The organism is Mycobacterium angelicum (assembly GCF_002086155.1).
GTDB lineage: Bacteria > Actinomycetota > Actinomycetes > Mycobacteriales > Mycobacteriaceae > Mycobacterium > Mycobacterium angelicum.
The window spans coordinates 18,229-44,777 of the sequence record NZ_MVHE01000044.1 but is presented as its reverse complement, the minus strand read 5'-3'; the positions used below and the strand labels follow the sequence as shown (position 1 = coordinate 44,777).

Below are 26,549 nucleotides of genomic sequence, written 5' to 3'. Positions count from 1 at the left end.
CGTGCCGGCATTGCCGCCGTCACCGGCCGTGCCGCCGGTGCCCGCGGTGCCCGCGTTGCCGCCATTACCGCCGTCGCCGCCGGCGCCGTTGTTCGTCGTCGAGATTCCGTTGGCGCCGTTGCCGCCATTGCCGCCGGCCCCGGAGTTGCCGCCGGTAAGCCCATGAATTCCGGCGTTGCCGCCATTGCCGCCATTGCCGCCGTTGCTGCCGGTACCGCCGGCGGCGGTAGCGTTGGCGCCGTTTCCACCGGCACCGCCCGCACCGCCGTTGCCGACGGATCCGCCGTTGCCGCCGTTGCCGCCGTTGCCGCCGACCGTGGCGGCGGTGGGGGCGCTGAAGCCGTTGCCGCCACTGCCGCCGGTACCGACGTTGGTGGGCAGCACACCGTTTGCGCCGCCGGTGCCGCCGGTCCCGCCGTTGCCGCCACTGCCCGGACCGCCGCCGTGACCCCCGGTACCGAAGGCGCCGGGATTGCCGCCGTTGCCGCCGGCCCCGCCGTCGATGTGGACGGCGTCACCGGACGCGCCGGCCCCCCCGTCACCCGGGGTGCCGGCGTTACCGCCGGCCCCGCCGGCCCCACCATTGCCGTTGGCGCCGACTAGGCCTAGCCCGCGGGCGTGGCCGGCGTTGCCGCCGACGCCGCCGTTACCGCCGACCCCGCCGTCGCCGCCGTTGCCGCCGTCGCCGCCGGTGCCGTTACCGGTGGCGTAGCTACCGGCGGCGCCGTGTCCACCGTGCCCACCCACACCGCCGGCACCACCGGTACCGCCGACCCCACCGGCGCCGCCGTTACCGGCGATGACACCGCCCGCGCCGCCCGCGCCGCCGTTGCCAGCAAGGCCGCCCGCGCCGCCGTTTCCGCCGGTTCCGGTGAGACCGCTGTCGCCGATGAGGCCGGGGGCGCCAGCGCCGCCGGCACCGCCGGTACCACCGGTCCCGAACCAGCCGGCGTCGCCGCCGGGACCACCATTCCCACCGGGGATGGCGGGGTTCAACGAGGGCGCGCCAGGCGCGCCGGGACCGCCGTCGCCCAACAGCAAGCCGCCATGCCCGCCGGCGCCACCGGCGCCCCCGCTGTTGGCCAGGGCGAACCCGCCCGCCCCGCCGTTGCCGATTAACCCGGCATCCCCACCGGGACCGGCGGCGGAGGCGGCGGTGGCGGCCGCTCCCGGGCCGCCGTTGCCGAATAACCAACCGCCATTTCCGCCGGCACCGCCATTGATTCCGGCCGTCCCGGCGGCACCGTTGCCGATCAGGCCGCGCCCGGTCAGTGCGACGAAAGGTGCATTGATCACCGGATCGACGATGGCACCCAGTGGACTGCCGATCCACGCCTGGCCGATTTGCTGAACCGGCTCGACCAGCAGCGACTGCGAGCCGGCAGCAGCCAGCGACTGGAGGCCCCCTAGCGGTTGCAGCGTTGCGACGTTGGTGGCCTCGGCGCTGCCGAACATCCTGCCCGCGGAGGTCAGGGTCTGGACAAAACTGTCATAGAACGCGGCCGTCTGCGCGCCCACTGCCTGGTACTGCTGGGCGTGCGACCCGAAAAGCGTGGCAATGGCCACCGACACCTCATCGCCGGCGGCGGCCAACAGCGAGCCGGTGGGAATCGCCGCCGCGGCGTTGGCGGCCCCAATAGCCGAACCAATGCCCGCCAAATCCGAAGCCGCGGCCAACAACATCTCCGGCGTAGCCACCACAAACGACACCTGCACACCTCGCTTATCGATTCATGGCAGCCGCACAGACCGCGCCATTTGGCGATCCATTTCGACGCTAGAAGACGCTAGAAGACGCTACCGCTATCCGACGTACAAATCCGGCGTTCGGCCGAACCGAAAAACAATCGATGACTGGGGGTGCGGCGACGGCGGCTGCTAGCCCAGTTATGTTGTGCCGGTGCGGATTTCGCGGCCAGAAGGCCTGATTAGCCGTTCAGCGCCGCCCGGCGATCGCTTTTCCGCCACTGGAGGCTGGCCGCGCCGTAGTATTCCGGAAGGAACCGGGTACTCGGGCCTTACATGTGATCGTGAGCAAGGAGACGGCGATGACACAGCAGACGCAGGTCACCGAGGAGCAAGCGAGGGCCGTAGCCGAGGAATCGCGCGAAAGCGGTTGGGATAAACCGTCATTCGCCAAGGAGCTGTTCCTCGGTCGTTTCCCGTTGGACCTCATACATCCCTTTCCCCGGCCAACCGACGCCGAGGAAGAGCGCACCGCGGCGTTTCTGGCCAAGCTGCGGGAGTTTCTGGGCGGTGTCGACGGCAGCGTCATCGAGCGCGACGCCACCATTCCCGATGAATACGTGAAGGGGTTGGCGGAACTCGGCTGCTTCGGGATGAAGATTCCGTCGGAGTACGGCGGGCTGAACATGTCGCAGGTGGCTTACAACCGCGCTCTGATGATGGTGTCGACAATTCATCCCAGTATCGGTGCATTGTTGTCGGCCCATCAGTCGATCGGCGTTCCGGAACCGCTCAAGCTTGCCGGGACCCCCGAGCAGAAGCGAAAGTTCTTGCCGCGCTGCGCCGCCGGTGCCGTTTCGGCGTTTCTGCTCACCGAACCCGATGTGGGATCCGACCCGGCGCGGCTGGGCTCCACGGCGACACCGGTCGACGACGGTAAGGCCTACGAACTCGAGGGCGTGAAGCTGTGGACGACCAACGGCGTGGTCGCCGAACTGTTGGTCGTGATGGCGCGGGTACCGAAGAGCGAAGGGCACCGCGGCGGCATCAGCGCGTTCGTGGTGGAAGCCGATTCGCCCGGGATCACCGTGGAGCGGCGCAACAAGTTCATGGGTCTGCGCGGCATCGAAAACGGTCTGACGAGGATGCACCGGGTTCGGGTCCCCGCGGAAAATTTGATCGGCCGCGAAGGCGACGGTTTGCGGATCGCGCTCACCACACTCAACGTCGGGCGGTTGGCGCTACCGGCGATGGCTACCGGGGCGGCGAAGTGGTCGCTGAAGATCGCGCGCGAATGGTCGTGCGAGCGGGTGCAGTGGGGCAAACCGATCGGCAAACACGAAGCCGTCGCCCGCCAAATCGCATTCATGGCCGCGACCAACTATGCACTTGATGCGGTGGTCGAGTTGTCCGGACAGATGGCCGACGAGGGCCGCAATGACATCCGGATCGAGGCCGCGCTGGCCAAACTGTGGTCCAGCGAGATGGCCTGCATCATTGCCGACGACCTGCTGCAAATCCGCGGCGGCCGTGGATATGAGACGGCGGAGTCACTCGCCGCGCGCGGTGAGCGCGCGGCGCCGGTTGAGCAGTCGCTGCGGGATCTGCGGATCAACCGCATCTTCGAGGGATCCAGCGAAATCATGCGGCTGCTCATCGCCCGCGAGGCCGTCGACGCTCATCTGACGGCTGCCGGCGACCTCGCCAAGGCGGACGCCGCCTTGCGGGACAAGGCGGCGGCCGCGGTGGGGGCGAGCGGCTTTTACGCAAAGTGGTTGCCGAAACTGGTATTTGGTGAAGGGCAGCGTCCGACGGCTTACAGCGAGTTCGGGTCGCTGGCATCGCACCTGCGGTTCGTCGAACGCTCCAGTCGCAAGCTGGCCCGCAACACTTTCTACGGCATGGCGCGCTGGCAGGCCAAGCTGGAGCAAAAGCAGGGGTTCTTGGGACGGATCGTCGACATCGGTGCCGAACTGTTCGCCATGTCGGCGGCCTGCGTGCGGGCCGAGGCGCAGCGCGCCGCCGATCCCGCCATTGGCAAGCAGGCATACGAGCTGGCCGAATTGTTCTGTCAGCAAGCAACTTTGCGGGTCGAGGCGCTGTTCCACGCATTGTGGACCAACACCGACAGCGATGATGTCCGGGTGACGAACGATGTGCTCGACGGTCGTTACACCTGGCTGGAGAGCGGCATCATCGACCCGTCCGAGGGCACCGGACCGTGGATCGCGCCGTGGGAGCCGGCGCCGTCCACCGAGGAGAATCTGGCCCGCCGGTTTCTGACGGTATTGGACGAAGAGCCGTCGAGCCGGGCGAAGCTGTAGGCCTGTGCACTGAAGTTGCGGCCTGGCTGATTCGGCTGTGCGCGTAGGGCTTTGAGTGTGCGTCTATGGTGCAATCGTTGCGATTTCGCCGCCCAGGGCGCACACCGAATAGCCCGTGATCAGGAGCCGACCGACCCCTTGGTGCCCGTCGTGCCCTCCTGGCCGTTCGCACCGCCCACACCGGAGAGTCCCGACAACCCCGGGTTGCCGGTGACGCTGGCGCCGCCCTGCCCGCCAGTGCCGCCGTGGCCGCCGACGCCGGCGCTACCGCCTTTGCCGCCGTCGCCGCCTTGGCCGGGCAGGACGCCGAAGTCAGCGCGGCCGCCGTCCCCGCCGGTACCGCCGGTTCCGCCGTTGGCGCCGGCGCCCGCGTTGCCACCGGCACCACCTATTCCGCCGGTGCCGTTCGTCGCAGTCCCGCCTGCGCCGCCCGCGCCGCCCGCTCCGCCTGCGCCGCCGATTCCGCCGGTGCCCCCGACGCCGCCATTGCCTGACTTGCCGTTGACGCGGCCATCGCCACCGGTGCCGCCGTGACCGCCGGTGGCTCCGGCGCCACCGGCACCGCCTGCGCCGCCCGCTCCGCCCGCGCCACCGTTTCCGGAGACGGTCCCGCCCGCGCCACCGGCGCCGCCGCTGCCACCGGCGCTACCGTCGCTACCGGTCGTGCCCTCACCGCCCTGGCCGCCGACGCCGCCCGTTAAGCCGGAGCCGCCGTGGCCACCGGATCCACCGCCAGAGCCGCCGGTGCCGCCGGTGCCGCCGGTTATTGCGCCGGCACCCGGGGCGGCGCCGCCGTTTCCGCCGGCGCCGCCGCCGACGCCACCCGTTCCGCCGGTTCCGCCATTGCCGCCTGTACCGGTGATGCCGCCGAGTCCGCCCGTGCCGCCGTTACCCCCGGTACCGCCGCCGCTGCCACCGGTTCCGCCTCTACCGCCATCGCCGCCGGTGCCGCCGAAGTGGCCGTCGCCGCCGCCACCGCCGTTGCCGCCGGCTGCCGCGACGGAACCGTTCGTGGCCCCACCGTCGCCTCCCGAGCCGCCCTTGCCGCCGTCGGAAGTCTGAAGAATTTGACCGCTGCCTCCGCCACCGCCGTCGCCGCCGGGCTGAGCGGTGACGCCCATCGCGCCGGGTCCGCCGTTGCCGCCCTCGCCGTTGGGACCGACGCCGTTGTCGCCCTGCTGGCCGGTCGCTGCGGCCGGGTTGGTTGAGGCGGGTAGTGGCTGCGGGTTTTGCCCAGCCGCGCCGATCAGACCTTTGCCGCCGGCGCCGCCGGCCCCGCCGTTGCCGTTGGTGCCGGCGTTACCGCCCGCGCCGCCGGCCCCGCCCACTCCGTTGTTGAAACCCCGCGAACCGCTGCCGCCGGCCCCGCCGTTTCCGCCGTCACCGTGGGAGGCACCGTTTCCGCCGTCGCCGCCGTTGCCCCCATTGCCGCCGAATGAGCCGCCGGCGCCACCATTGCCACCTTTACCGGCGATGCCGCCGTTGGCGGCCTCGCCGCCGTGCCCGCCGTTGCCGCCGGCGCCGTTGCCGAGCCCGTCTCCACCGTTGCCGCCGTCGCCGGCGGTAGCGGGGGTGCCGATCGTGCCGGTGTTCCCGCCGTCGCCGCCGTCGCCGCCTGACCCGCCGGCTCCGCCGTTGCCGCCGCTGCCGGCTTGGCCCAGCGCGGACGTGGCGTTGCCGCCGTTGCCGCCGGTCCCACCGGCTCCAGTCGCGGTGCCTTTGCCGCCGCTGCCGCCGTTGCCGCCGTTGCCGGCAGCGCCGATGGTCCCGGCGTTCCCGCCGGCTCCGCCATTGCCGCCGCTTCTGTCGCCGGACTGATTGTTGTCGCCGCCGTTGCCACCGTTGCCGCCGCTGCCGGCGGTGCCGCCGGAGGCGTTGCCGCCGTCGCCGCCGGCTCCACCGTTGCCGCCGCCGTTGCCGTTGCCGCCGTTGCCACCGGCGCCGCCCACGCCGCCGCTGCTGCCGTTGCCGCCGTGGCCGCCATCCCCGCCAGCTGCCGGTGACCCGCTCGTGGAGCCGGTGCCGCCGTCGCCGCCCCGGCCGCCGTGGCCGCCGGTGCCGATGCTGCCGGCGTCGCCGCCGTCACCGCCGCGGCCCCCGGGTGCCGTCATTCCCGCGGTGGTGGAGCCGTTGCCGCCGTTGCCGCCGTTGCCGGCATTGCCGACCGTGCCCGCTTGGGTACCGCCGTGTCCCACGGCGCCGGCATTTCCGCCGTGGCCGCCCGCACCACCGGCACCCGCATTGACGCTCAAGGTGCCCTTGCCCCCGTTGCCGCCGTTGCCACCACTGCCGGAGTCGCCGGCGGCCAGGCCGTGGACGCCCGCATTACCGCCGTTGCCGCCATGGCCGCCGTCCGCTCCGGCCGCGCCTCCGGTACTGGCGTTGGCTCCGTTGCCGCCGGCACCGCCGGCGCCGCCGCTTCCGACCGATCCGCCGTTGCCGCCGTTGCCGCCGTTGCCGCCGAATGCGCCGGGGGTGACAGCGCTGAATCCGGCGCCGCCATCGCCGCCGTGACCACCACTGGTCACGACGGCGCCGCTGAGGCCGGTCGCGCCGATGGTGCCGCCGGTTCCGCCGACGCCCGCGTTGCCGCCGAGGCCACCGGCGCCGACGGCTCCGGGGTCGCCCCCATGGCCACCGGCCGCGCCGTCGATGTGTACAGCGGTGCCTGCTGCGCCGACTCCGCCGTCACCGGGTAACCCGGCGTTGCCGCCGGCCCCGCCCGCGCCGCCGCTGCCGTTGATGCCGGCCTCGCCCAGGCCTCTGGCCGCGCCGGCGTTACCGCCGGCTCCACCCGCCCCGCCGGTCCCGCCGTCGGTACCGTTGGTGCCGTTGCCGCCAGTGCCGTTACCGGTGCTGAAGTTGCCCGCCGCGCCGTCGCTGCCGTTGCTGCCATGGCCGCCATGCCCGCCGGCGCCGCCTACGCCGCCGTCGCCGCCGTTGCCCCAGAGCGTGCCGCCCAAACCGCCGGCCCCGCCGTTGCCGCCCACACCGCCCGTCCCGCCTGCCAGGCCCGGTGCGCCGAGCCCGCCGGCCCCGCCCATGCCGCCTTTGCCGTACCACCCGGCGTTGCCGCCAGGCCCGCCGTTACCGCCGGGGATCAGGGGGTTGAGGGACGCCGCACCGGGTGCCCCGGCCCCGCCGTCGCCGAAGTAGAGGCCGCCGTTGCCGCCGGCCCCGCCATTGCCACCGGAGTTGGGAAGCGCCGCACCGCCTACGCCGCCGTCGCCGAACAGGCCGGCGTCACCACCGCGACCGGCGGCCGTGGTGGCCGTGGCGGCCGCGCCGGCGCCGCCATGGCCGTAGAGCCAGCCGCCGTTGCCGCCATTGCCGCCATTGACGCCGGACGTTCCGGCCGCGCCGTTGCCGACCAGTGCGCGGCCGGTCAGGGCGGTGAACGGCATGTTCAGCACCGGGTCGACGACCGAGCCCAGCGGACTGGTGAGCCACGCTTGACCGACGGCATCGATCGGTTCGATGAGCAGCATCTCGGGTGCCTCGGTGAGGGCGGCTCGCAGGCCGGCCAGCGGAGCCGTATCGGCCGCGGCGGCGCCCAACCGCAGGGCGTTTCCGGCCTCGGCGCCGGCGAACATCATCCCGGTGTTGTTCAGGGTCTCGACGAACTGGGCGTGCCAACTCGTCATCTGTCTTCCGAGCGCCTGGTATTCGGCGCCGTGCTGGCCGAAGAGCGAGGCGATGGCCACCGAAACTTCGTCGCCGGCGGCGGCAAACAGGTTCGTTGTCGAGGCCGCGGCTGAATTGGCCGCCTCGATAGTCGACCCGATACCCGCGAGTTGCGAGGCCGCGCGAACGATTGCTTCCGGCGAAGTGCTGACGAACGACAACGTGTGGCCTCTATTCATTTCACGGCAGCCTGGTGCCCGATCGAGCAGACCCGGTCGGCGAAAACTATATGCCTGCGGTCCAATAATTAATCGCTTGTTCGTAAAACTGGATCGGTCCCAGATGGTCGGCTCGCACTGGGGTGCGCGGGCAATATTGTCGGTATGGGTTCCTACGTCGCCGGGACCGGCGAATTCAACCGCGATACCAACTACATCACCACTCGCATCACCGCCGACGGGCGTGATGGTTACCCGGTAGAGCCGGGTCGCTATCGGCTTGTTGTCGCCCGGGCATGCCCATGGGCCAACCGCACCATCATCGTGCGGCGGTTGCTGGGGCTGGAAGATGTTCTCTCCATTGGCTTTTGCGGCCCCACTCACGATGAGCGCAGTTGGACCTTCGATCTGGATCCGGGCGGTCTCGACCCGGTGCTGAAGATCCCTCGCCTGCAGGACGCCTACTTCAACCGGTTCCCCGAGTACCCCAAAGGCATTACCGTTCCGGCGATCGTCGACGTCCCAACCGGAGCCGTGGTCACCAACGACTTCGCCCAGATAACGCTGGACTTCTCCACCGAGTGGACGGCATACCACCGCGACGGCGCGCCGCAGCTGTACCCCGAGGGGTTGCGGGACGAGATCGACGAGGTGAGCACGCGAATCTACACCGAGATCAACAATGGCGTGTACCGGTGTGGGTTTGCCGGTTCACAGGAGGCCTACGAGGCCGGCTACGACCGGCTGTTCACGGCGCTCGACTGGGTCAACGATCGGCTGGCGACGCAGCGATATCTGGTGGGCGACACCATCACCGAAGCCGATGTGCGGCTGTTCACCACGCTGGCACGCTTCGACCCGGTGTATCACGGGCACTTCAAATGCAATCGGTCCAAGCTTTCCGAGTTGCCGGTGTTATGGGCCTACGCGCGAGACCTGTTCCAAACGCCGGGTTTTGGCGACACCATCGATTTCGTGCAGATCAAGCAGCACTACTACATCGTGCACGCTGACATCAACCCCACCCGCATCGTGCCCAAGGGGCCGGACCTGTCCGACTGGTTGACGCCACATGGTCGAGAAGCGTTGGGCGGCAGGCCTTTCGGAGACGGCACACCGCCCGGTCCACCGGTTGCGGGTGAGCGGGTGCCAGCCGGCCACGCGGCGTCGTAGGCCCAATCGAGTGTGCACCGTTGGATTTGAGTGTGTATACAAGGCGGCAACTTCGCGATCTGCCCACCCACGATGCACACTCGACGCCCAGCAGACTCAATACGTCAGGCGCACAGACCATTCCGCGTGTGGTGCTTCGCGTAACTCCCCGGCAGGGTCGACCACCAGCGTCAGCAATTGCACGACAATGCCGGTCAACCGGCCGCGGTGCGGGTCGACGGTGGGGATGGTGACCGCCAGCCGGCTGTTCGGCCGAAACAGCGTGGTGGTCGTGTTGGTCGGGTCTTCATACACCTGCAGCAATCGCCACGGTGCACGCGAAATCGCCTCGGGTACCGACAGTTGGACCGGATAACGTTCGGTTACCGGCAGTGCGCCCTGTGTCTGCGGCGTCTGGCAGTCGTCGAGGTTGAGCACGTTGCAATACATGTACGGCCCGACGCGGGTCAGGTGGCCGTGCGAGTAGGCGCTGATTTCGGGTGGTTGCGGACCCGGCTCGCGTACCAGCAGCCACGCGCCCACTCCCGCGCCGATGGACAGCACGACGACGACCGCGATCAACACGGCGCGTTTCACCGGGGCACCACTCCCGTTGCCGAAGCGCCGACGGGACGGCCCTCCTGTTCGACCATGACGGGCCGGTTGCCACCTAGGCCTGGGATCAGCGAGTCGCCGCGGAAGCTCACGATCGTCTGTGCCAGGCCCGGGATCAGCAGTGCCGTCACCGCGGTGAAGCCGACCCACAACTCCGTGTAGACCAAAACCCCTACCGCGCCGCCGAGCACCCAGGCCAGCTGCAGTGTCGACTCGGAGCGCCCGAACGCCGACGCGCGCGATTCCTCGGGCAGGTCGTCTTGCAATGAGGCGTCCAGTGAGGCTTTCGCTATGGCACTGGACCCCGAGGTGATCAGGGTGGCGATAGCCGCGGCAATCAAGTTGCCGGCCACCGCTGCCGCCACCGCGAACACGGTGACCACCACGGTGCAGCGCACCACCAAAACCGCGGGCCGGCCCAGTTTCAGCCGCGCGCTGGTGAAGTTGCCGGCGAAATTGCCCACTGCGGCCGCCGCACCGATCAGTCCCAGCATGGCCAACTGAACCCAGCCGTCAGCGTCATGGGCCTTGGCCACAAACGCCGGATACAGAAAAAGGAAGCCGACCATCACCTTGATGGTGCAGTTACCCCACAGCGAGGTAATGATGTTACGGCCCAACGGTTGTCGCAGCGTGGCGCCGACCTTCTTGACCCCTTTGACGCCCTCCGGGTTCCTGTCCGGGTGCCCTCGGCGCAGCGGGCCGCTGTCGCGGTGATAGCTCAACGTGGTCGGAACCTCGCCCGCGGTCACCTCAACCCACCGGGGAATCCGCATCGACAGCGACGCGCCGACGATCGTGATCGCGACGACGACGAACAACGCGCCCGGCATCTTGAACAAGTGTGTGCAGGCGAATTCGACACCGGCCGCCACGGCGCCGCCCGCGATGGTGCCACCAAGCAGCCCGAATACCGTGAGCCGGGAGTTGACCCGTACCAAGTCGATCGTCGGCGGCATCACCCGCGGCGTCACGGCGCTGCGCAGCACGCTGAACGACTTGGAAAACACCATCATCGCCAACGCACACGGATAGAGCACCCAGGACGGGAAACTGCCAGTGGCGCCGTCGTAATTGATGATCAGCAACAGTGCCAGTGCCGTGCGCAGCGCGAACGACATCGCCAGCGCTACCCGGCGGCCGTGCTGCAGCTTGTCCAGTGCGGGACCGATCAGCGGTGCGATCACGGCGAACGGCGCGATCGTAATCAATAGGTAGAGAGCCACTTTGGATTTGCTCTCACCACTGGCCGCCGCGAAGAACAGGGTATTCGCCAATGCGACGGCCATTGCGGAGTCCACCGCGAAGTTCGCCATCACCGGCCAGGTCAGCGCGGTCAGGCCGGATTTGTCGGCGCCGTCGGCGGTAGCGGCCCGCTGAACCATCCAGTACATGCGGGAGCCCATTTCGCGGCTGCGCATGGCCGCTGCGCGGGTGACGGTGATCCGTTCGCCGTTGTTGAAACCGCGCGGAGGTGTCGGCGGTGTGCTGTCGCGTTCGGGTTCGGATTGGCGTCCCAGCGGCGGCAGGTAGCGGTTGGCGCTGGGCATCGGCGGCGGACGGCGGCCGCGGCGATAGTCGGAGTCGTCGGCGGGGTAATTGGCCATGCCGGGGTGCTCATTGACACGCCGCCGTTCGGACACGGTTCAATTCTGTCCTATGCCGCGTTTCTGCGGAGCCAACCGGGTGTGGCTCGTCCGCCGTGTCTTCCGGCAGTATGGGATACGCATCGCAGAGAAGGGGAGAGCGTGACCGGACCCACCGAAGAACCCGCAGCAACCATGGTGGCCGAGTGGCCCGAAGGGTTGGCCGCGGTGCTGACGGGCGCCGCCGACCAGGCCAAAGCGGCCGTTGCGGAGTTCAGTGGCGAGGAGACGGTCGGTGACTATCTGGGCGTCAGCTACGAAGATCCGAACGCCGCGACGCATCGGTTCCTGGCGCATTTGCCCGGCTATCAAGGCTGGCAGTGGGCCGTTGTCGTGGCCACTTATGCAGGTTCGGACCACGCCACGATCAGCGAAGTGGTGCTGATCCCCGGGCCGACCGCGCTGCTCGCCCCGGAGTGGGTGCCCTGGGACCAGCGGATAAAGCCGGGGGACCTGAGCCCGGGCGATCTGCTCGCGCCGGCTAAAGACGATCCGCGGCTGGTTCCGGGCTACGCGGGCAGCGGGGATGCGCAGGTCGATGAGACGGCGGCCGAAGTCGGACTGGGCCGGCGCTGGGTAATGAGCGCCTGGGGCCGTTCTCACGCGGCCGAACGTTGGCACGAGGGCGACTACGGTCCCGACTCGGCGATGTCGCGGTCGACCAAGCGAGTCTGCCGCGACTGTGGTTTCTTCCTGCCGCTCGCCGGCTCGCTGGGAGCGATGTTCGGTGTCTGCGGCAATGAGCTTTCCGCCGACGGCCATGTCGTCGACAAGCAGTATGGCTGCGGGGCCCATTCCGACACACCGGCTCCTGCGGGTAGTGGCTCACCCACGTATGAGCCGTACGACGACGGCGTGCTCGACGTCACGGAGAGACCGGCTCCGCCGGAACCGCCCGCGGAGCCTCCTGCCTAAGCCTTTTCGGCGGCTGCCTTGATTTTGGCCAGCGACGTGTTCATGCCCTCGACGAGTTCACGTTCGAAGTTCGTGGTGCCGCCCATGAGTGCGTTCACCGACAGGTTGGAGAACGCGCTGACGCCGTTTTCGGCGTGGCGGCTCTCGATCACCCGGGTGCCCTGGCCGTTGGGTTCCAGCTCGTAGCTCCATACGCTGCCGTTGGTGTTGACCCGAAACGCGAGCTTCTGCTCCGGGATCACCTCGGTGACGGTGCACGTGGTGGGCCAGAACAGTCGGTTGCGACGGTTGAGGTTGAACGTGCGGGTGCCCTGGCGCAGCGGACCGAAGGACTTCATCCAGCGGCACTGCGGGCTCCACTCGGGCATTCGCCGAAAATCAGATATCAGTGTCCAAACTTTTGACACGGGGGCATTGATATCAACTTCCGCTTGCAATAGCGGGGCAACCATTCGTCCTCCCATATGCGAATTTTTTGCATTTATTTAGGGTCGACATAGTTTTCGAGTCCGGCTTGCGCGCCGCGTGCGCCGCGGCGCGCCGCGGCCACTTGCCAGACGAAGATGCACGTGCCGAGGGCCCCCGTCCCGAGCCCGGCGACGGTCACCGGGCGCCAGCTTTCGAGGCTGGGTATGAAGAACGCCGCTGCGGTGGCATTCAGCCAGGCCAACGCCCCGACCGTGATGACCGGCCATACCTCCAGCAGGGCGGCGGGGAGTGCGGGCAACTTGGCGCCTTCGGCGGGTTCGGTGCTCATCGTTGTTTCACCATAACGCGGGCCGTGCAGCGGCGCCGACAACGATCGTCACACCAGTCACTCCAACACCCATTCGGGTCTGCATAGTCAACCCGCAAACCGGATATCGCCCGGGGATATCACTTTTACGTCCGCGGAAATTGCACCCGCTGCAAAAAAGGACGAAAGTCCATCGTTTCCAGGTTCTCATAACGAACACACAGGTTTCGTTGTAACCTCGCGCTGTGCCTGACAGCGACGCGCGATTAGCCAGCGACTTGTCGTTGGCGGTCATGCGGCTGGCCCGGCAACTGCGGTTCCGCAACCCGTCGTCGCCGGTGTCGCTGTCCCAGCTGTCGGCGTTGACCACTCTGGCCAACGAGGGTGCGATGACGCCCGGGGCGCTGGCAATCCGGGAGCGGGTCCGGCCGCCGTCGATGACGCGGGTGATCGCCTCGTTGGCCGACATGGGCTTCGTGGATCGCGTCCCGCACCCCGTCGACGGTCGGCAGGTGCTGGTCTCGGTGTCCGAATCCGGCGCCGAGCTGGTCCGGGCGGCCCGTCGGGCGCGGCAGGAGTGGCTGGCCGAGCGCCTGGCGACGCTGGACAGCGAAAAACGCGACGTCCTGCGCAACGCCGCAGATCTGATCTCGGCCTTGGTCGACGAAAGCCCGTGAGTGTCCAGGATGTCAGCGATCCCGACGACCCGCGGCTGGATAGTTTCCGCGACCTGAACAGCATCGACCGGCGTCCGGACCTGCCGGCCGGCAAGGGACTGGTGATCGCCGAGGGTGTCCTGGTTGTGCAGCGCATGCTGGCCTCCCGCTTCAGCCCGCTGGCTTTGCTGGGCACCGACCGCAGGCTCACCGAGCTCGAGGACGACCTGGACGGTGTCCAGGCGCCGTATTACCGGGTCCCTGCCGAGGTGATGGCGCAGGTGGTCGGCTTCCATCTGAATCGCGGGGTGCTGGCCGCCGCGCGTCGGGTGCCGGAACCAAGCGTGGCCCAGGTGGTCGACGGTGCCCGCACCGTCGCGGTGCTCGAAGGTGTGAACGACCACGAGAACCTCGGGTCGATCTTCCGCAACGCGGCGGGCCTGGGTGTGGACGCGGTGGTGTTCGGCAGCGGCTGCGCGGATCCGCTCTACCGGCGCGCGGTGCGGGTCTCCATGGGTCACGCGTTACTCGTCCCGTATGCGAGGGCCACCGACTGGCCCGCAGATCTGGTGAAGCTCAAGGAAAGTGGCTTCCGGCTATTGGCGTTGAGCCCGCAAGGTGCAGACCCGCTGCCCGCGGCGATGGACGCGGTGCGCGACGACCGGGTGGCGTTGCTGGTGGGTGCCGAGGGTCCGGGGCTGACCGCAGCCGCGCTGCGGATCAGCGATATGCGAGTGCGCATCCCGATGTCGCGTGGCACCGACTCGCTCAACGTCGCGACGGCGGCGGCGCTGGCCTTCTACGAGCGGAATAGGCTTGCCTGGTGAACGACGAGTCCGTCCCTTGGGCAACGGGTTTGGCGGTGGCCGGTTTCGTCGCCGCGGTGACCGGGGCCGCGATTGTTGTCCTGAGTCTGGGCCTGATCCGCGTGCACCCGCTATTGGCCGTCGGGCTCAACATCGTGGCGGTCGGCGGGCTGGCGCCCACGCTGTGGGGCTGGCGTCGGACCCTGGTGCTGCGCTGGTTTGTGCTGGGCGCCGGCGTAGGTGTGGCAGCCGCGTGGCTGGTATTGCTAGCGCTGGCCGCCTGAGCGAACCCCGAGCAGCACGTCCTCCCAAGCCGGAATGGCCGGCTTGCCCCGTCGGTTGCTGACCGGCGGGCCGGCCGGTGCCTGGGGTTCGGGCTTGGCGGGTTCGGGGACGGGATCGAACGCGAGATGTGCCACCGGCGCGAGCGGCCGCAGCGGAGTCTTGAAGTCGGGGTCGATCAGCTCACTGGCCGCGTCGTCGATCGCGGTGGCCGTGCCGCCGTGCGCGCCCGGAGTGAAGCGGAAATGCGCGACGTTGTCACTGCGGCCGGCCTTCCAGGCCAGCTGTACCGTCCAGCGGCTGTCCTCGTTGCGCCACGCGTCCCAGCTGAGCATCTCGGTGCTCAGGCCGCGCTTCACCAGCGCCGCGGTAACGGTCTCCAACAACGTCAGGACCGCGGGGCCGTCGGCCAGCAACGGGTGCGCTGCGGTTGCCAGCTCCGCGGCACGCAACCGCTCCAGCAGCACCGGGTGGGCGAACCGCTTGATTCGCGAGGTGTCGGAACCCGACGCGGCGGCCACCTGCTCGACGGACGCGCCGGCCCGAATACGCGCCTGAATTTCCTTGGGGCTCAACAGGTTAGTGATCTGGATATCGAGATGCGGTTGCTCGGGCGGGTCTGCATCCTGCTTCAGTGCGTCCCGCAGCAGATCGTCGACCGGCAGTTTGAACTTCTCGGCTGAGTGGGCCCCCTCGCAGATGAGGTATTTGCCGTCGGCATCGAGCCCAACCACTCTGAGTTCCCGCATGGTTTCTCCTCGCAGGCTCCGTGCAGGCCAGCACTGGACCTGATACGTGCGCACTCTAGACCGACAAACGCCGTTAACCTCGTTGACACGCGGAGGCGGCCGGCGGGTTCGTCAGAGCCGCACTAAAGCCGTTCGACGACCCAGTCGATGCATTCGATCAGCGCGCTGACGTCGTCGGGCTCGACGGCGGGGAACATCGCGATGCGCAGCTGGTTGCGGCCCAGCTTGCGGTACGGCTCGGTGTCGACGATGCCGTTAGCGCGCAACGTCTTGGCCACCGCCGCGGCATCGACGTCGTCCACGAAGTCGATCGTGCCGACCACTTGCGAGCGCAGCGCCGGATCGGCGACGAACGGCGTGGTGTAGGGCCGCTCCTGCGCCCACGAATACAGCCGCTGCGACGAGTCCGCGGTGCGCTTGACGGCCCAATCCAGGCCGCCGTTGCCCAGCAGCCAGTCGATCTGCTCGGCCAGCAGGATCAGTGTGCCGATCGCCGGGGTGTTGTAGGTCTGGTCCTTCACGCTGTTCTCGATCGCGATCGGCAGCGACAGGAACTCGGGCACCCAGCGGCCGGAGGCGGTGATGGCCTCGACGCGGGCCAGCGCGGCCGGGCTCATGATGGCCAGCCACAGGCCACCGTCGCTGGCGAAGTTCTTCTGCGGCGCGAAGTAGTAGGCGTCGACGTCGGTTATGTCGACCGGCAGGCCGCCGGCTCCGGAGGTGGCGTCGATGAGAACCAGCGCGTCGCCCGAGTCGGCCGGCCGGCGCACCGGCACCGCGACGCCGGTCGAGGTCTCGTTGTGCGCCCACGCGATCGCGTCGACGGACGGATCCGACTGCGGCTCGGGCGCGCTGCCGGCTTCGGCCTTGATGACGATCGGGTCGCCGACGAACGGGTTCTTGGCGACGCCCGAGGCGAACTTCGAGCTGAACTCGCCGTACGTCAGGTGCAGCGAGCGCTTGTCGATCAGCCCGAAAGCCGCGGCATCCCAAAAGGCTGTCGTGCCACCGTTGCCGAGGATGACCTCGTAGCCGTCGGGCACCGAAAACAGCTCGGCCAGTCCCTTGCGAACCCGGCCGACCAGATTCTTGACCGGCGCTTGGCGGTGCGAGGTCCCGAACAAGGCCTTTCCGCCAGGGGTGGTCAGGGCCTGTAGTTGCTCCGGACGGACCTTTGACGGTCCGCAGCCGAAGCGGCCGTCGCCGGGTTTGAGGTGAGCGGGAATCTCGAGCTGGTCAGCCATGGCCATCAGGGTAGTGAGCCACTCTGCGACCTAGCTGGACGGCCCTGTAGAGGTGGCTGACGTGTGATCTGAAACACAGGAAAGTGTTCATTTCCCGGTACCAGCGGTACCGTGTTCTGTAACCGTCCGAGACGAACCTCATTGAGGAGGCTGCTCATGGCTGCTGTCAAGGCTAGGACGCGCATGGTTCGACGTTGGCGCCGCAATATGGAAGTGCGGGACGACGCCGAGTATGTGGAAATGCTCGCCACACTGTCCGAGGGGTCTGTGCGGCGAAACTTCAACCCGTACACCGATATCGATTGGGAGTCACCGGAGTTCGCTGTCACCGACAACGATCCCCGGTGGATTCTCCCGGCGACCGACCCGCTGGGCCGCCACCCCTGGTATCAGGCGCAGTCGGAGGAACGCAAGATCAAGATCGGGATGTGGCGGCAGGCCAACGTGGCCAAGGTCGGACTGCACTTCGAGTCGATTCTGATCCGCGGGCTGATGAACTACACGTTCTGGGTGCCCAACGGATCGCCGGAATACCGCTACTGCCTGCACGAATCGGTTGAAGAGTGCAACCACACGATGATGTTTCAGGAGATGGTCAACCGCGTTGGCGCCGACGTTCCCGGAATGCCCCGGCGGCTGCGCTGGATTTCACCGGTGATTCCACTGGTGGCCGGGCCGCTGCCGGTGGCGTTCTTCATCGGCGTCCTTGCCGGCGAGGAGCCCATCGACCACACCCAGAAGCAGGTGTTGCGCGAAGGCAAGTCACTGCACCCGATCATGGAGCGGGTGATGGCCATTCACGTGGCCGAGGAGGCCCGCCACATCTCGTTCGCCCACGAGTTCCTGCGCAAGCGCCTGCCGAAATTGACTCGCCGGCAACGATTCTGGGTTTCACTCTACTTCCCGCTGACCATGCGGATGCTGTGCAATGCGATCCTGATTCCGCCCAAGGCGTTCTGGCGGGAATTCGACATCCCGCGAGAGGTCAAGAAGGAGCTGTTCTTCCGGTCGCCGGAGTCGCGAAAGTGGTTGCGCGACATGTTCTCCGACGTCCGGATGCTGGCCTATGACACCGGCCTGATGGAAAACCGCTCCGCACGTCTGATGTGGCGAATCTGCAAGATCAACGGCAAGCCGTCGCGCTACCGTAGTGAGCCGCAGCGCCAGCACCTGGCCGCCCCTCCTGCCGCGTAAGTCTTTATGCCACACGTCATTACGCAGTCGTGCTGCAATGACGGGTCCTGCGTTTTCGCGTGCCCGGTCAATTGCATCCACCCGACCCCGGACGAACCGGGGTTCGCGACGTCGGAGATGCTCTACATCGATCCGGTGGCCTGTGTGGATTGCGGTGCCTGCGTCAGTGCCTGTCCGGTGGGCGCCATCGCACCCGACAGCCGACTGGATGCCAAACAGCTGCCGTTTGTTGAGATCAACGCGTCGTACTATCCCGACCGCCCACCCGGGGTGAAGCTGCCTCCCACCTCGAAGCTGGCGCCGGTGATTCCGGCCGCCGAGGTGCGCAAGCGCGGCGAGCCGCTGACGGTGGCCATTGTCGGGTCCGGCCCCGCGGCGATGTATGCCGCCGACGAGTTGCTGGTCCAGCATGGCGTGCGGGTCAACGTCTTTGAGAAGCTGCCCACGCCCTACGGGTTGGTGCGTGCCGGGGTGGCGCCGGATCACCCCAACACCAAGCAGGTGACGCGGCTGTTCGATCGCATTGCCGGCCATCGTCGGTTCCGGTTCTACCTCAACGTCGAGATCGGCAAGCATCTGAGCCACGCCGAATTGCTGGCGCACCATCATGCCGTCGTGTACGCGGTTGGCGCCCCCGACGACCGCCGGCTCGATATCGAGGGCATGGGTCTGCCCGGTACCGGGACCGCCACGGAGCTGGTGGCGTGGATCAACGGCCATCCTGAGTTCGCCGATCTGCCAGTCGATCTCGGTCATGAGCGGGTGGTGGTGATCGGTAACGGCAACGTCGCCCTCGACGTGGCGCGGGTGCTGACCGCGGACCCGAATGCGTTGGGCCGCACCGACGTCGCCACGCACGCGCTGCGCGCATTGCGCGCCTCGGCGGTTCGAGAGGTGGTTGTCGCCGCGCGCCGTGGCCCGGCGCACTCGGCGTTCACCCTGCCCGAACTGGTCGGACTGACCGAGGCGTCGCACGTTGTGCTCGATGCGGCCGACCACCAGCGGGTGCTCGACGACCTGGCGACCACGTCTGATCCACTGACCAGGAACAAACTGGAAATCCTGCGCACCCTGGCCGACGCCGGTGACGCGTCTTCGCCTGACTTGCGCCCGCGCGTCCGGCTGGCGTATCAGCTCACTCCGCACAGCGTTTTCGGCCCCGAGCGGGCCAGCGGGGTCGAGTTCTCGGTCACCGGTACCGAGGAGAGGCGCCGGCTCGACGCCGGCCTGGTGCTGACGTCGATCGGCTACCGCGGCAAACCGATCCGCGGCCTGCCCTTCGACGAGGTTGCGGCGGTGGTTCCCAACGACGGGGGCCGGGTCGTCGACCCGGCCACCGGCCGTCCGGTACCCGCGACCTATGTCGCGGGCTGGATCAAACGCGGACCGACCGGCTTCATCGGCACCAATAAGTCGTGTTCGCTGCAAACGGTCCAGGCGCTGGTCGCCGACTTCAACGCCGGCAGACTGGCCGATCCGGTGGGCAGGCCGCGGGCACTGGCCGAGCTGGTCCACGCTCGGCAACCCGACGCAGTCGACTCCGCGGGCTGGCGCGCCATCGACGCCGCCGAGATCGCGCGCGGCGGCGAAGGGGGCGAAGGGGGCCGCCCCCGCGACAAATTCACCGTTGTTGCGGACATGCTGGCGGCCGCCGCCCAGCAGACGCCGCCGCGGCGGCGGCGTCTGCTGGCACGACTGCGCTGACGTGGGCCGCCGCTAGCTGCCAACGAGATTCGAATCCCAGGTGGCCGGCAGCATCGGCACTCGGGGGCCGCCGCTCAGTTCGGCATCCACCGTCGTCAACCCGGCGGCCTGCACGACGGGCCCCTTTGCCGCGGCGCCGGTAAACCCCCACGCGCTGGCGCTGGAGCCAGCCACCGTCACAGCATTGACGGCCACAGCGGGTACAGCCGGTACGGCCGGTACAGCAGCCGCACCGGCCAAGCCGGCCGAGCCGGCCAAGCCGGCCAAGGCGCCGGCGTTGGACAAACCCGAAACTGCGGACAGAGTCGAAATAAACGCAATATTCAGGTCCATGATCCATTGAATGACGAGATTTCCGATCTCATAGCCCACGATGAAGGGGAGAAGCATAATAGCGGCAGCTTCCACACCGATTGTCAACCAAGCCAGCCCCAAGTATTGCAAAACTTCTGCGGCCAGATCTGATTCGCCCGTCAAATATGCCAATAAGGCGCCGATGAGCATGAATGGTGATAAGAGAATTACCGCCATCAAATACAAATTGAACGCTGGTATGGCGAGAATCTCGGTGCCGGCGAATTTGATCAAGTCCCACAGGATCTGCATCAGCGGAAACGGGTGGTAGCCGATGGCATGGACCGCCGCGGCGGCGATGCTGCCGGCCTGACCGACCCCGGGTTTGACGATCACCGGTGCCGGGGTGGTATGTGGGGCGCAGCCTGACGCGGTGGCGCAGACCGTCTGGTAGCCGCCCATCGTGGTGGCCGCCTGAATCCACATCCGCACATAGTCGGACTCGTTGAGCGCGATCGGAATCGTATTGATGCCAAAGAAATTCGTTGCCAACAGCACGGCATGAGTGGTGTGGTTGGCGGCCAGCTCACCCAGTGTCGGCATTGCCGCCAACGCCGCGGTGTAGGCCGCCGCCGCAGTCTCATGCGCCGCCGCGACCGTCGCGGTATCGGCACTGGCCTGCGTCAGCCACGCCACATACGGCACATAGCCACCCACGCAGCACTGCGCGCTGGGACCCTGCCATGCCCCCGCCTGCATCTCACCCAACACCGCAGTGAGTTCGTCGGCCACTGCCGCATAATCAGCACTCAGCGACGACCATGCCCCGGCAGCCGCGAGCAGCGACGCAGGTCCCGGGCCGGCGCTCAACAATCCCGAATACACCTCCGGCGGGGCGGCCATCCACACGGGCGTGGTCATGCCGAAAGCTTCTTCCAGCTCATTTCACGCAATCTGCACCACCAAGCTTTTACCGAGACAGCGGCATTTATCTAGCCAAAGTGATAAACGAGGGCAAGCTTGGCTGTCCAATAACGATCAATTACCACTCAGTAGACGAAAGCTATCGAGCCGTCGCGGAGGTGGTGGCCGTCGAGACGCCGCAGGCGCCGCGTCACGCGGCGCCTGCGGGCCCGGCTAGCCGCTCGCCTGCGCAGACATAGCCGCCTGGATTTCCTCCATGCTGACCTCCCGCATCGGCTGCCCCAGCGACCAGTTGTGCCCGAACGGGTCAGCGACTGCGCCGTACCGATCGCCCCAGAACTGGTCGCCCAACGGCATCACCACCGTGGCGCCGGCATCCAAGGCCCGCTGGAACTTGGCGTCGACGTCGGTGACGGTCAGATGGATCGTGACCGGGGTTCCGCCCAGCGACTTCGGCGTCATCGACTTGCCGCCGCACATCTCGGGGAAGTCGTCGTTGAGCATCACGGTGGAGCCGTTGATGCGTACCGCGGCGTGGATCAGCCGGCCGTCGGGGCCGGGCACCCGGCCCAGCTCCTCGGCGCCGAACGCCTTGACGTAGAAGTCGATCGCCGCTGCCGCGTCGTCGACGACGAGATGGGGGACGACTGCGGGTTCGACGTTGATAGGCATGACGGTCTCCTTACTATCGGTGTCCCAGTTGGGCTTCTCGGATACTGACTCCGGCCGCGACGCAAACTCATCGCTGCGGAGCCCATTCAATCGCGGGGCACCGACAAGTTTCTGCCGAGCCGGGATCGACGTCTCGGAATCGGTACGGTTGCGCATCGACACGCGCACGGTTGTGTCACGGTACGGATGCCGTTCTGTCCGCGCGTGGGCCGCCTGTACCCGAGGTGGCAGCACAGGCAGCAACGTTGCGGGCTGACACGGTCGGCGGCCGGCCCAGGCAATCCCCGCGAGGCTCGAACACGTTGTAAGACAGCGATTTTGGGCGCACTGCGTGCGCGACCGCCGGGTCGTGGCTACCTGTGCGCGGCTTAGCGGCGCGGTTGCGCTCGGCACCGACAGCAGGGGTCCGCCGGCGGTGCAGACCCTTATTGACAATCGCCGGCAGGGTACTCAGACTTCGCTTCACGTCAGGGACGGCTCGGTTGTAGTTCGCGTCATGAACCAGGTGGACGCTTAGGGAGAACCGATGGATTTTGCCAACCGTATCGGGGTGTTAGCGGTTGTGCTGGGGCTGGGCGCGGCGATGTCGTTGGCCGAAGCGATCGGCTATGCCGAGCCCTCGGATTCCGGCTCTGCGTCGGGCGAACCGCGGGCCGGCGTGTCGTCACCGCCGGCTGGATCGGGCGCAGGTGCCGCCGCGGGACAGCTCAATCCCGGCGACATCCCCAATGACCTGCTCAATGCCGTGATGGACTTTCTGGCCGCGGTGCGCAACGGGGCCACGCCGCTGATCTTCAACCGCACTCCGGTCGCCACGCCGCAACAAATCAGCGTCCCCTCGGGCGGCACCGTCGGCCCCATCCCGTTCACCGCCTACGACCCGGACGGCAACCGGATGACCTTCAAGGTGAATCCGCGCAATACACCGGGCGGGCCCCAGCACGGCGTCGTGGCCGTCGACCAAAGAGCCGCCAGCTTCACCTACACCGCCGACCCGGCTTTCGTTGGCAGCGATACCTTTACCGTCGCCGTCAGCGACGACACCAGCCTGCACGTGCACGGCCTGGCCGGATACCTGGGTCCCTTCCACGGGCACGACGACGTGGCTACCGTGACCGCCTTCGTCGGCCCCACCCCGACCACGACGATAACCGGGGATTTCAGCATGTTGACGTACAACATTGCGGGCCTGCCCTTTCCGCTGTCCAGCGCAATTCTGCCGCGGTTCTTGTACACGAAACAGATTGGCGAGCGGCTCAGTAACTACTACGTGGCCAATGTCCAGGAGGACTTCGCGTACCACGATTTCCTGGTCAAGAAATCCCGAATGCCCAGTCAGACACCGCCGGAGCCGCCGTCCTTGCTGTGGCCGATCGGCGTCCCGTTCTCCGACGGGCTCAACACGCTGGCGCAGTTCAAGGTGAAGCGGCTGGACCGGCAGACGTGGTGGCAATGCAATCGCGACAACTGCCTCACCCTGAAGGGCTTTACCTACAGCCAGTTACAACTTCCAGGCGGCTTGACGATCGACCTCTACAACCTGCACGCCAACACCGGGGGCGGCGTGTTGACCAACGCCAACCTGGCCCAGCTCACTACCTACATCCAGCAGAACTCCGCGGGGCGTGCGGTCATTGTCACGGGCGACTTCAACTCGCTGTACTCCGACAACCAGAACGCCCTTTTGCAATTCGCCTCGAACAACTCACTCACCGACGCCTGGGTCGAGGTGCAGCACGGACCAACCTCGCCGCCCTTTGCGCCCGAGTGCCATATCGGCAACGAATGCGAGCTGCTCGACAAATTCTTCTATCGAAGTGGGCAGGGGGTCACGCTGACCGCCACCGGCTACAGCAACGAGGCGCCGAAATTCCTCAATTCCAAGGGCGAACCGCTGTCAGACCACAGCCCGCCGATGGTCACCTTCAAATACACCGCCGACAACAAGGAGCATTAGGCAGTGGTGCGGACCCGGTCCCAGCCCTCGACGGATTCCGGGTGGCGCGGGCCGGGGCCGACGTAGATGGCCGACGGGCGGACCAGCTTGCCGAGCCGCTTCTGCTCGAGAATGTGGGCGCACCAGCCCGCGGTGCGGCCACAGGTGAACATGGCCGGCATCATCCGGGCCGGCACTCGGGCGAAGTCCAGGATCACCGCCGCCCAGAACTCGACGTTGGTCTCGATCGCGCGGTCCGGGCGGCGCTCGCGCAGCTCGGCCAGCGCGGCCTGCTCGACGGCCACCGCGACCTCGTACCGCGGGGCCTTGAGCCGCTCCGCGGTAGCCCGCAACACCCGTGCCCGCGGGTCCTCCGCGCGGTAGACCCGGTGGCCGAAGCCCATCAACTTCTCGCCGCGGTCCAGGATTCCCTTGACCAGACCACGCGCGTCGCCGGTCTGCTCGACCTCTTCGAGCATCGGCAGCACCCGCGCCGGGGCACCACCGTGCAGCGGCCCGCTCATCGCCCCGATCGCGCCGGACAGCGATGCCGCCACGTCCGCGCCGGTGGAGGCGATCACCCGGGCGGTGAATGTGGAGGCGTTCATGCCGTGCTCGGCGGCCGATACCCAGTAGGCGTCGATGGCCTCGACGTGCCGCGGATCCGGCTCGCCCTGCCAGCGGGTCATGAAACGTGCTGTGACAGTTGGGCATTCGTCGATGATGCGCTGCGGCACCGCCGGCTGATAAATGCCGCGGGCGGACTGCGCGACATAGGACAACGCCATGACGGATGCCCGCGCAAGCTGGTTGCGGGCGGTTTCGTCGTCGGTGTCCAGCAGCGGTTGGTAGCCCCAGATGGGCGCCAGCATCGCCAGGCCGGCCTGGACGTCGACCCGGACGTCACCGGTGTGGATGGGCAGCGGGAACGGCTCGGCGGGCGGCAGCCCGTGGCCGAACTTGCCGTCGACCAGCAGTGCCCACACGTCGCCGAAGGTGACCCGCTGGCCCACCAGATCCTCGATGTCGACGCCGCGGTAGCGCAGCGCGCCGCCGTCTTTGTCCGGTTCGGCGATTTCGGTGGTGAAGGCAACGACGCCTTCGAGGCCGGCGACAAAATTTTCCGGGACGACAGTCATGGGCGAAATTCTCGCACCCCACCCTGGGCCCGACGCTACCGGCCGGTAGCAACTCCCGGTGGCCCCCAGTAACGTGGTCCGGATGGCACGACCAGATCCCCAGCACGAGAAAGACGGCACCTCCGACCTCGATGTGGAGTGGCTGCGCGACGGCTGGCTTGCGTTGTTCCGCAAGTGGTTTGACGACGCCGCACGCGCCGGCGTCGCCGAGCCGACCGCGATGGTGCTGGCTACCGTCCTGGACGGCAGGCCGGTCAGCCGATCGGTGTTGTGCAAGGGCTTCGATGAGACCGGAATCACCTTTTTTACCAACTATGACTCGGCCAAGGGGGCCGAACTGGCGGTTACGCCGTATGCATCGGTGACCTTTCCCTGGTACCAGCTGGGGCGACAGGTGCACATCCGCGGTCCGGTGAGCCGGGTCGAGCGTCAGGCGACCGAGGATTACTGGTCCAAGCGTCCCCGCGGCTCGCAGCTGGGCGCCTGGGCGTCGCGCCAGTCGCAGCCGATCGCGTCGCGTGCGGCGCTGCTCGAACAGCTGGCGCAGGTGACCGCACGCTTCGCCGACACAGAGCAGATACCGGCCCCGCCGAACTGGGGCGGCTACCTGCTGTCACCCGAGGTGGTGGAATTCTGGCAGGGCCGAGAAGACCGGCTACACAACAGGATTCGCGTCGTTGGCGGTTTGGTTGAGCGCTTGCAACCGTGACGGTGCGGCTGTTCGCGGATACCACTCCGTTGCGGATACCCGACTTTCGCAGGCTGTGGATCGCCGGCATTCCGACGGTCATCGGTGCCAATCTGACCGTCTTCGCCGTGCCGGTACAGATCTACGCGCTGACCCAGAACTCTGCGTATGTGGGCCTGGCCGGCTTGTTCGCGCTGCTGCCGCTGCTGGTGTTCGGCCTGCTGGGCGGGGCGTGGGCCGACGCCATGGATCGGCGCCTGCTGTTGATCATCTCGTCGTGCGGGCTGGCGGTGGCGGCGCTGCTGCTGTGGCTGCAGGCGGCGCTGGTGCTGAACGACGTGTGGGTGGTGCTGTGTCTGCTCGCGCTGCAGCAGGTGTTTTTCGCCGTTAACTTCCCGGCCCGGGCGGCCGCCATCCCGAGGATGGTGCCCGCGGACCAACTGGCGGCCGCCAATGCGCTGGGTATGACCGTCAACCAGTTCGGGGCGATCGTGGGCCCGTTGCTGGCCGGCCTGCTGCTGAACTGGTTCGACCTGTCCACGTTGTATTTGATCGACGCGTTGACTTGCCTGGTGCCGATCTGGGCGACGTTGCGGCTGGCGCCCATGCCGGCGGGCGGCCCGGCGCGGTGGGGTCCGGGCGCGGTGCTGGAGGGCTTTCGATACCTGGCCGGCAACACCGTGGTGCTGATGTCGTTCATGGTCGACCTGATCGCGATGATCCTGGGCATGCCGCGGGCACTGTTCCCGCAGATCGCCCATCAAAGCTTCGGCGGCCCCATCCAGGGCGGCTCGGCGATCGCATTGTTGTCCGCGGCGATGTCGGTCGGAGCTGTGGCCGGCGGGGTGTTCTCCGGCTGGTTGCCCAAGGTCGGGCGGCAGGGCCTGGCGGTGGTGGTCGCCATCATGGCGTGGGGGTTGTCGATGGTGGGTTTCGGATTGGTCACCGGGCTGGCCGACGGCCGGACCGGCCCGCTGCTGTGGGCGGCGTTGGCGTTCCTGGCTTTCGGCGGCGCGGCCGACATGGTGTCGGCCGCGTTCCGGCAGACCATCCTGCAGCAGGCCGCTTCCGACGACCTGGTCGGGCGGCTGCAGGGGGTATTCACCGTCGTGGTCGCCGGCGGACCGCGGTTAGCAGATGTGCTGCACGGGGCCGCGGCAGCGGTGATCGGGACGACGGCCACCGCCGCCGGGGGCGGGGCACTTGTCGTGCTCGGAATCGCGTTAGCCCTGCTTGCAGCGCCGGCGTTCGTCCGTTACCGGACGCCGGGCGCCCGCTGGACCCCGCAAGAGCGGCAGACCTGACCCCGGGCAGGCGGCCCCGCGTGTCAGCGACTACCTTCACC

At 68.0% G+C, this 26,549-nt stretch carries 22 protein-coding genes; 11 read left to right on the top strand and 11 right to left on the bottom strand.

All coding sequences use genetic code 11. From position 1 onward, the window contains the following. Positions 1–1,710, bottom strand: a 1,710-nt coding sequence (locus tag BST12_RS20660; RefSeq protein WP_139801806.1) for a PE family protein, incomplete at its 3' end; no start/stop codon positions are given. 338 nt (positions 1,711–2,048) lie between these two features. Here BST12_RS20660 and BST12_RS20655 point away from each other — a divergent pair. Further along, a complete protein-coding gene (locus BST12_RS20655; RefSeq protein ID WP_083114995.1) occupies positions 2,049–4,010 on the top strand; it encodes an acyl-CoA dehydrogenase family protein in 1,962 nt (653 codons plus the stop codon). 119 nt (positions 4,011–4,129) lie between these two features. Here the strand turns inward: BST12_RS20655 and BST12_RS34315 are convergent, their stop codons facing one another. Continuing rightward, the gene (locus tag BST12_RS34315; RefSeq protein WP_264061977.1) at positions 4,130–7,873 is read right to left on the bottom strand and encodes a PE family protein; all 3,744 of its coding nucleotides are present in this window, start codon (positions 7,871–7,873) and stop codon (positions 4,130–4,132) included. Positions 7,874–8,017: 144 nt separating this feature from the next. Between BST12_RS34315 and BST12_RS20635 the strand changes: the two genes are divergently transcribed. Continuing rightward, positions 8,018–9,025 carry a glutathione S-transferase family protein gene (locus tag BST12_RS20635; RefSeq protein WP_083114984.1) on the top strand — a complete coding sequence of 336 codons (1,008 nt, stop codon included), beginning with the start codon at positions 8,018–8,020 and terminating at the stop codon, positions 9,023–9,025. A gap of 96 nt (positions 9,026–9,121) precedes the next feature. Here BST12_RS20635 and BST12_RS20630 read toward each other — a convergent pair whose 3' ends face one another. Beyond that, positions 9,122–9,601, bottom strand: coding sequence for a DUF2771 domain-containing protein (locus BST12_RS20630; protein WP_083114983.1), 480 nt, complete (start codon positions 9,599–9,601; stop codon positions 9,122–9,124). Continuing rightward, a complete protein-coding gene (locus BST12_RS20625) occupies positions 9,598–11,226 on the bottom strand; it encodes an MFS transporter (RefSeq protein WP_083114993.1) in 1,629 nt (542 codons plus the stop codon). The genes BST12_RS20630 and BST12_RS20625 overlap by 4 nt, the downstream gene beginning before the upstream one ends. A gap of 141 nt (positions 11,227–11,367) precedes the next feature. On the opposite strand from BST12_RS20625, the gene BST12_RS20620 reads away from it, so the two are divergent. After that, positions 11,368–12,180, top strand: coding sequence for a DUF3027 domain-containing protein (locus BST12_RS20620; RefSeq protein ID WP_139801805.1), 813 nt, complete (start codon positions 11,368–11,370; stop codon positions 12,178–12,180). Here BST12_RS20620 and BST12_RS20615 read toward each other — a convergent pair. Next, positions 12,177–12,632, bottom strand: a complete 456-nt coding sequence (locus tag BST12_RS20615) for an SRPBCC family protein (RefSeq protein WP_083114982.1) — start codon at positions 12,630–12,632, stop codon at positions 12,177–12,179. The two genes, BST12_RS20620 and BST12_RS20615, sit on opposite strands and share 4 nt — an antisense overlap. A gap of 29 nt (positions 12,633–12,661) precedes the next feature. Continuing rightward, positions 12,662–12,937, bottom strand: a complete 276-nt coding sequence (locus tag BST12_RS20610; protein WP_083114981.1) for a DUF2530 domain-containing protein — start codon at positions 12,935–12,937, stop codon at positions 12,662–12,664. 224 nt (positions 12,938–13,161) lie between these two features. On the opposite strand from BST12_RS20610, the gene BST12_RS20605 reads away from it, so the two are divergent. The 3 genes from BST12_RS20605 to BST12_RS20595 are packed head-to-tail and all read left to right on the top strand — an operon-like array spanning position 13,162 to position 14,662. After that, a complete protein-coding gene (locus tag BST12_RS20605; protein ID WP_083114980.1) occupies positions 13,162–13,593 on the top strand; it encodes an Rv0880 family HTH-type transcriptional regulator in 432 nt (143 codons plus the stop codon). Further along, entirely contained in the window at positions 13,590–14,399 is an 810-nt protein-coding gene (locus BST12_RS20600; RefSeq protein WP_083114979.1) for a TrmH family RNA methyltransferase, read from the top strand. The genes BST12_RS20605 and BST12_RS20600 overlap by 4 nt, the downstream gene beginning before the upstream one ends. Beyond that, positions 14,396–14,662: a DUF2537 domain-containing protein gene (locus BST12_RS20595; RefSeq protein ID WP_083114978.1), complete on the top strand. Its 267-nt coding sequence runs from the start codon at positions 14,396–14,398 to the stop codon at positions 14,660–14,662. Before BST12_RS20600 ends, BST12_RS20595 begins: the two co-directional genes overlap by 4 nt. Here BST12_RS20595 and sepH read toward each other — a convergent pair. Both sepH and serC read right to left on the bottom strand, forming a co-directional pair. After that, positions 14,645–15,409 carry a septation protein SepH gene (gene sepH / locus BST12_RS20590; RefSeq protein ID WP_083114977.1) on the bottom strand — a complete coding sequence of 255 codons (765 nt, stop codon included), beginning with the start codon at positions 15,407–15,409 and terminating at the stop codon, positions 14,645–14,647. The two genes, BST12_RS20595 and sepH, sit on opposite strands and share 18 nt — an antisense overlap. Before the next feature lie 122 nt (positions 15,410–15,531). Next, the gene (gene serC, locus BST12_RS20585; protein WP_139801804.1) at positions 15,532–16,653 is read right to left on the bottom strand and encodes a phosphoserine transaminase; all 1,122 of its coding nucleotides are present in this window, start codon (positions 16,651–16,653) and stop codon (positions 15,532–15,534) included. Positions 16,654–16,809: 156 nt separating this feature from the next. Here serC and BST12_RS20580 point away from each other — a divergent pair, with 156 nt between their 5' ends. Both BST12_RS20580 and BST12_RS20575 read left to right on the top strand, forming a co-directional pair. Beyond that, entirely contained in the window at positions 16,810–17,847 is a 1,038-nt protein-coding gene (locus BST12_RS20580; protein ID WP_139801803.1) for an AurF N-oxygenase family protein, read from the top strand. A 6-nt stretch (positions 17,848–17,853) separates the two neighbouring features. Continuing rightward, positions 17,854–19,551, top strand: a complete 1,698-nt coding sequence (locus tag BST12_RS20575) for an FAD-dependent oxidoreductase (RefSeq protein WP_083114974.1) — start codon at positions 17,854–17,856, stop codon at positions 19,549–19,551. A gap of 12 nt (positions 19,552–19,563) precedes the next feature. Here the strand turns inward: BST12_RS20575 and BST12_RS20570 are convergent, their stop codons facing one another. Together BST12_RS20570 and BST12_RS20565 are read right to left on the bottom strand one after the other, a co-directional pair. Then, positions 19,564–20,766, bottom strand: a complete 1,203-nt coding sequence (locus BST12_RS20570) for a PPE family protein (RefSeq protein WP_083114973.1) — start codon at positions 20,764–20,766, stop codon at positions 19,564–19,566. A 216-nt stretch (positions 20,767–20,982) separates the two neighbouring features. Then, the gene (locus tag BST12_RS20565) at positions 20,983–21,441 is read right to left on the bottom strand and encodes a VOC family protein (RefSeq protein ID WP_083114991.1); all 459 of its coding nucleotides are present in this window, start codon (positions 21,439–21,441) and stop codon (positions 20,983–20,985) included. Positions 21,442–21,967: 526 nt separating this feature from the next. Between BST12_RS20565 and BST12_RS20560 the strand changes: the two genes are divergently transcribed. Continuing rightward, a complete protein-coding gene (locus BST12_RS20560) occupies positions 21,968–23,398 on the top strand; it encodes an Ig-like domain-containing protein (RefSeq protein ID WP_083114972.1) in 1,431 nt (476 codons plus the stop codon). Here the strand turns inward: BST12_RS20560 and BST12_RS20555 are convergent. Further along, positions 23,395–24,516, bottom strand: coding sequence for a citrate synthase 2 (locus BST12_RS20555; RefSeq protein ID WP_083114971.1), 1,122 nt, complete (start codon positions 24,514–24,516; stop codon positions 23,395–23,397). The two genes, BST12_RS20560 and BST12_RS20555, sit on opposite strands and share 4 nt — an antisense overlap. Positions 24,517–24,598: 82 nt before the next feature. Between BST12_RS20555 and pdxH the strand changes: the two genes are divergently transcribed. Both pdxH and BST12_RS20545 read left to right on the top strand, forming a co-directional pair. Beyond that, on the top strand, positions 24,599–25,225 hold the full coding sequence (gene pdxH, locus BST12_RS20550) for a pyridoxamine 5'-phosphate oxidase (protein WP_083114990.1): 627 nt from the start codon (positions 24,599–24,601) through the stop codon (positions 25,223–25,225). Further along, positions 25,222–26,508 carry an MFS transporter gene (locus BST12_RS20545; RefSeq protein ID WP_139801802.1) on the top strand — a complete coding sequence of 429 codons (1,287 nt, stop codon included), beginning with the start codon at positions 25,222–25,224 and terminating at the stop codon, positions 26,506–26,508. The genes pdxH and BST12_RS20545 overlap by 4 nt, the downstream gene beginning before the upstream one ends. Positions 26,509–26,549: the final 41 nt, after the last annotated feature.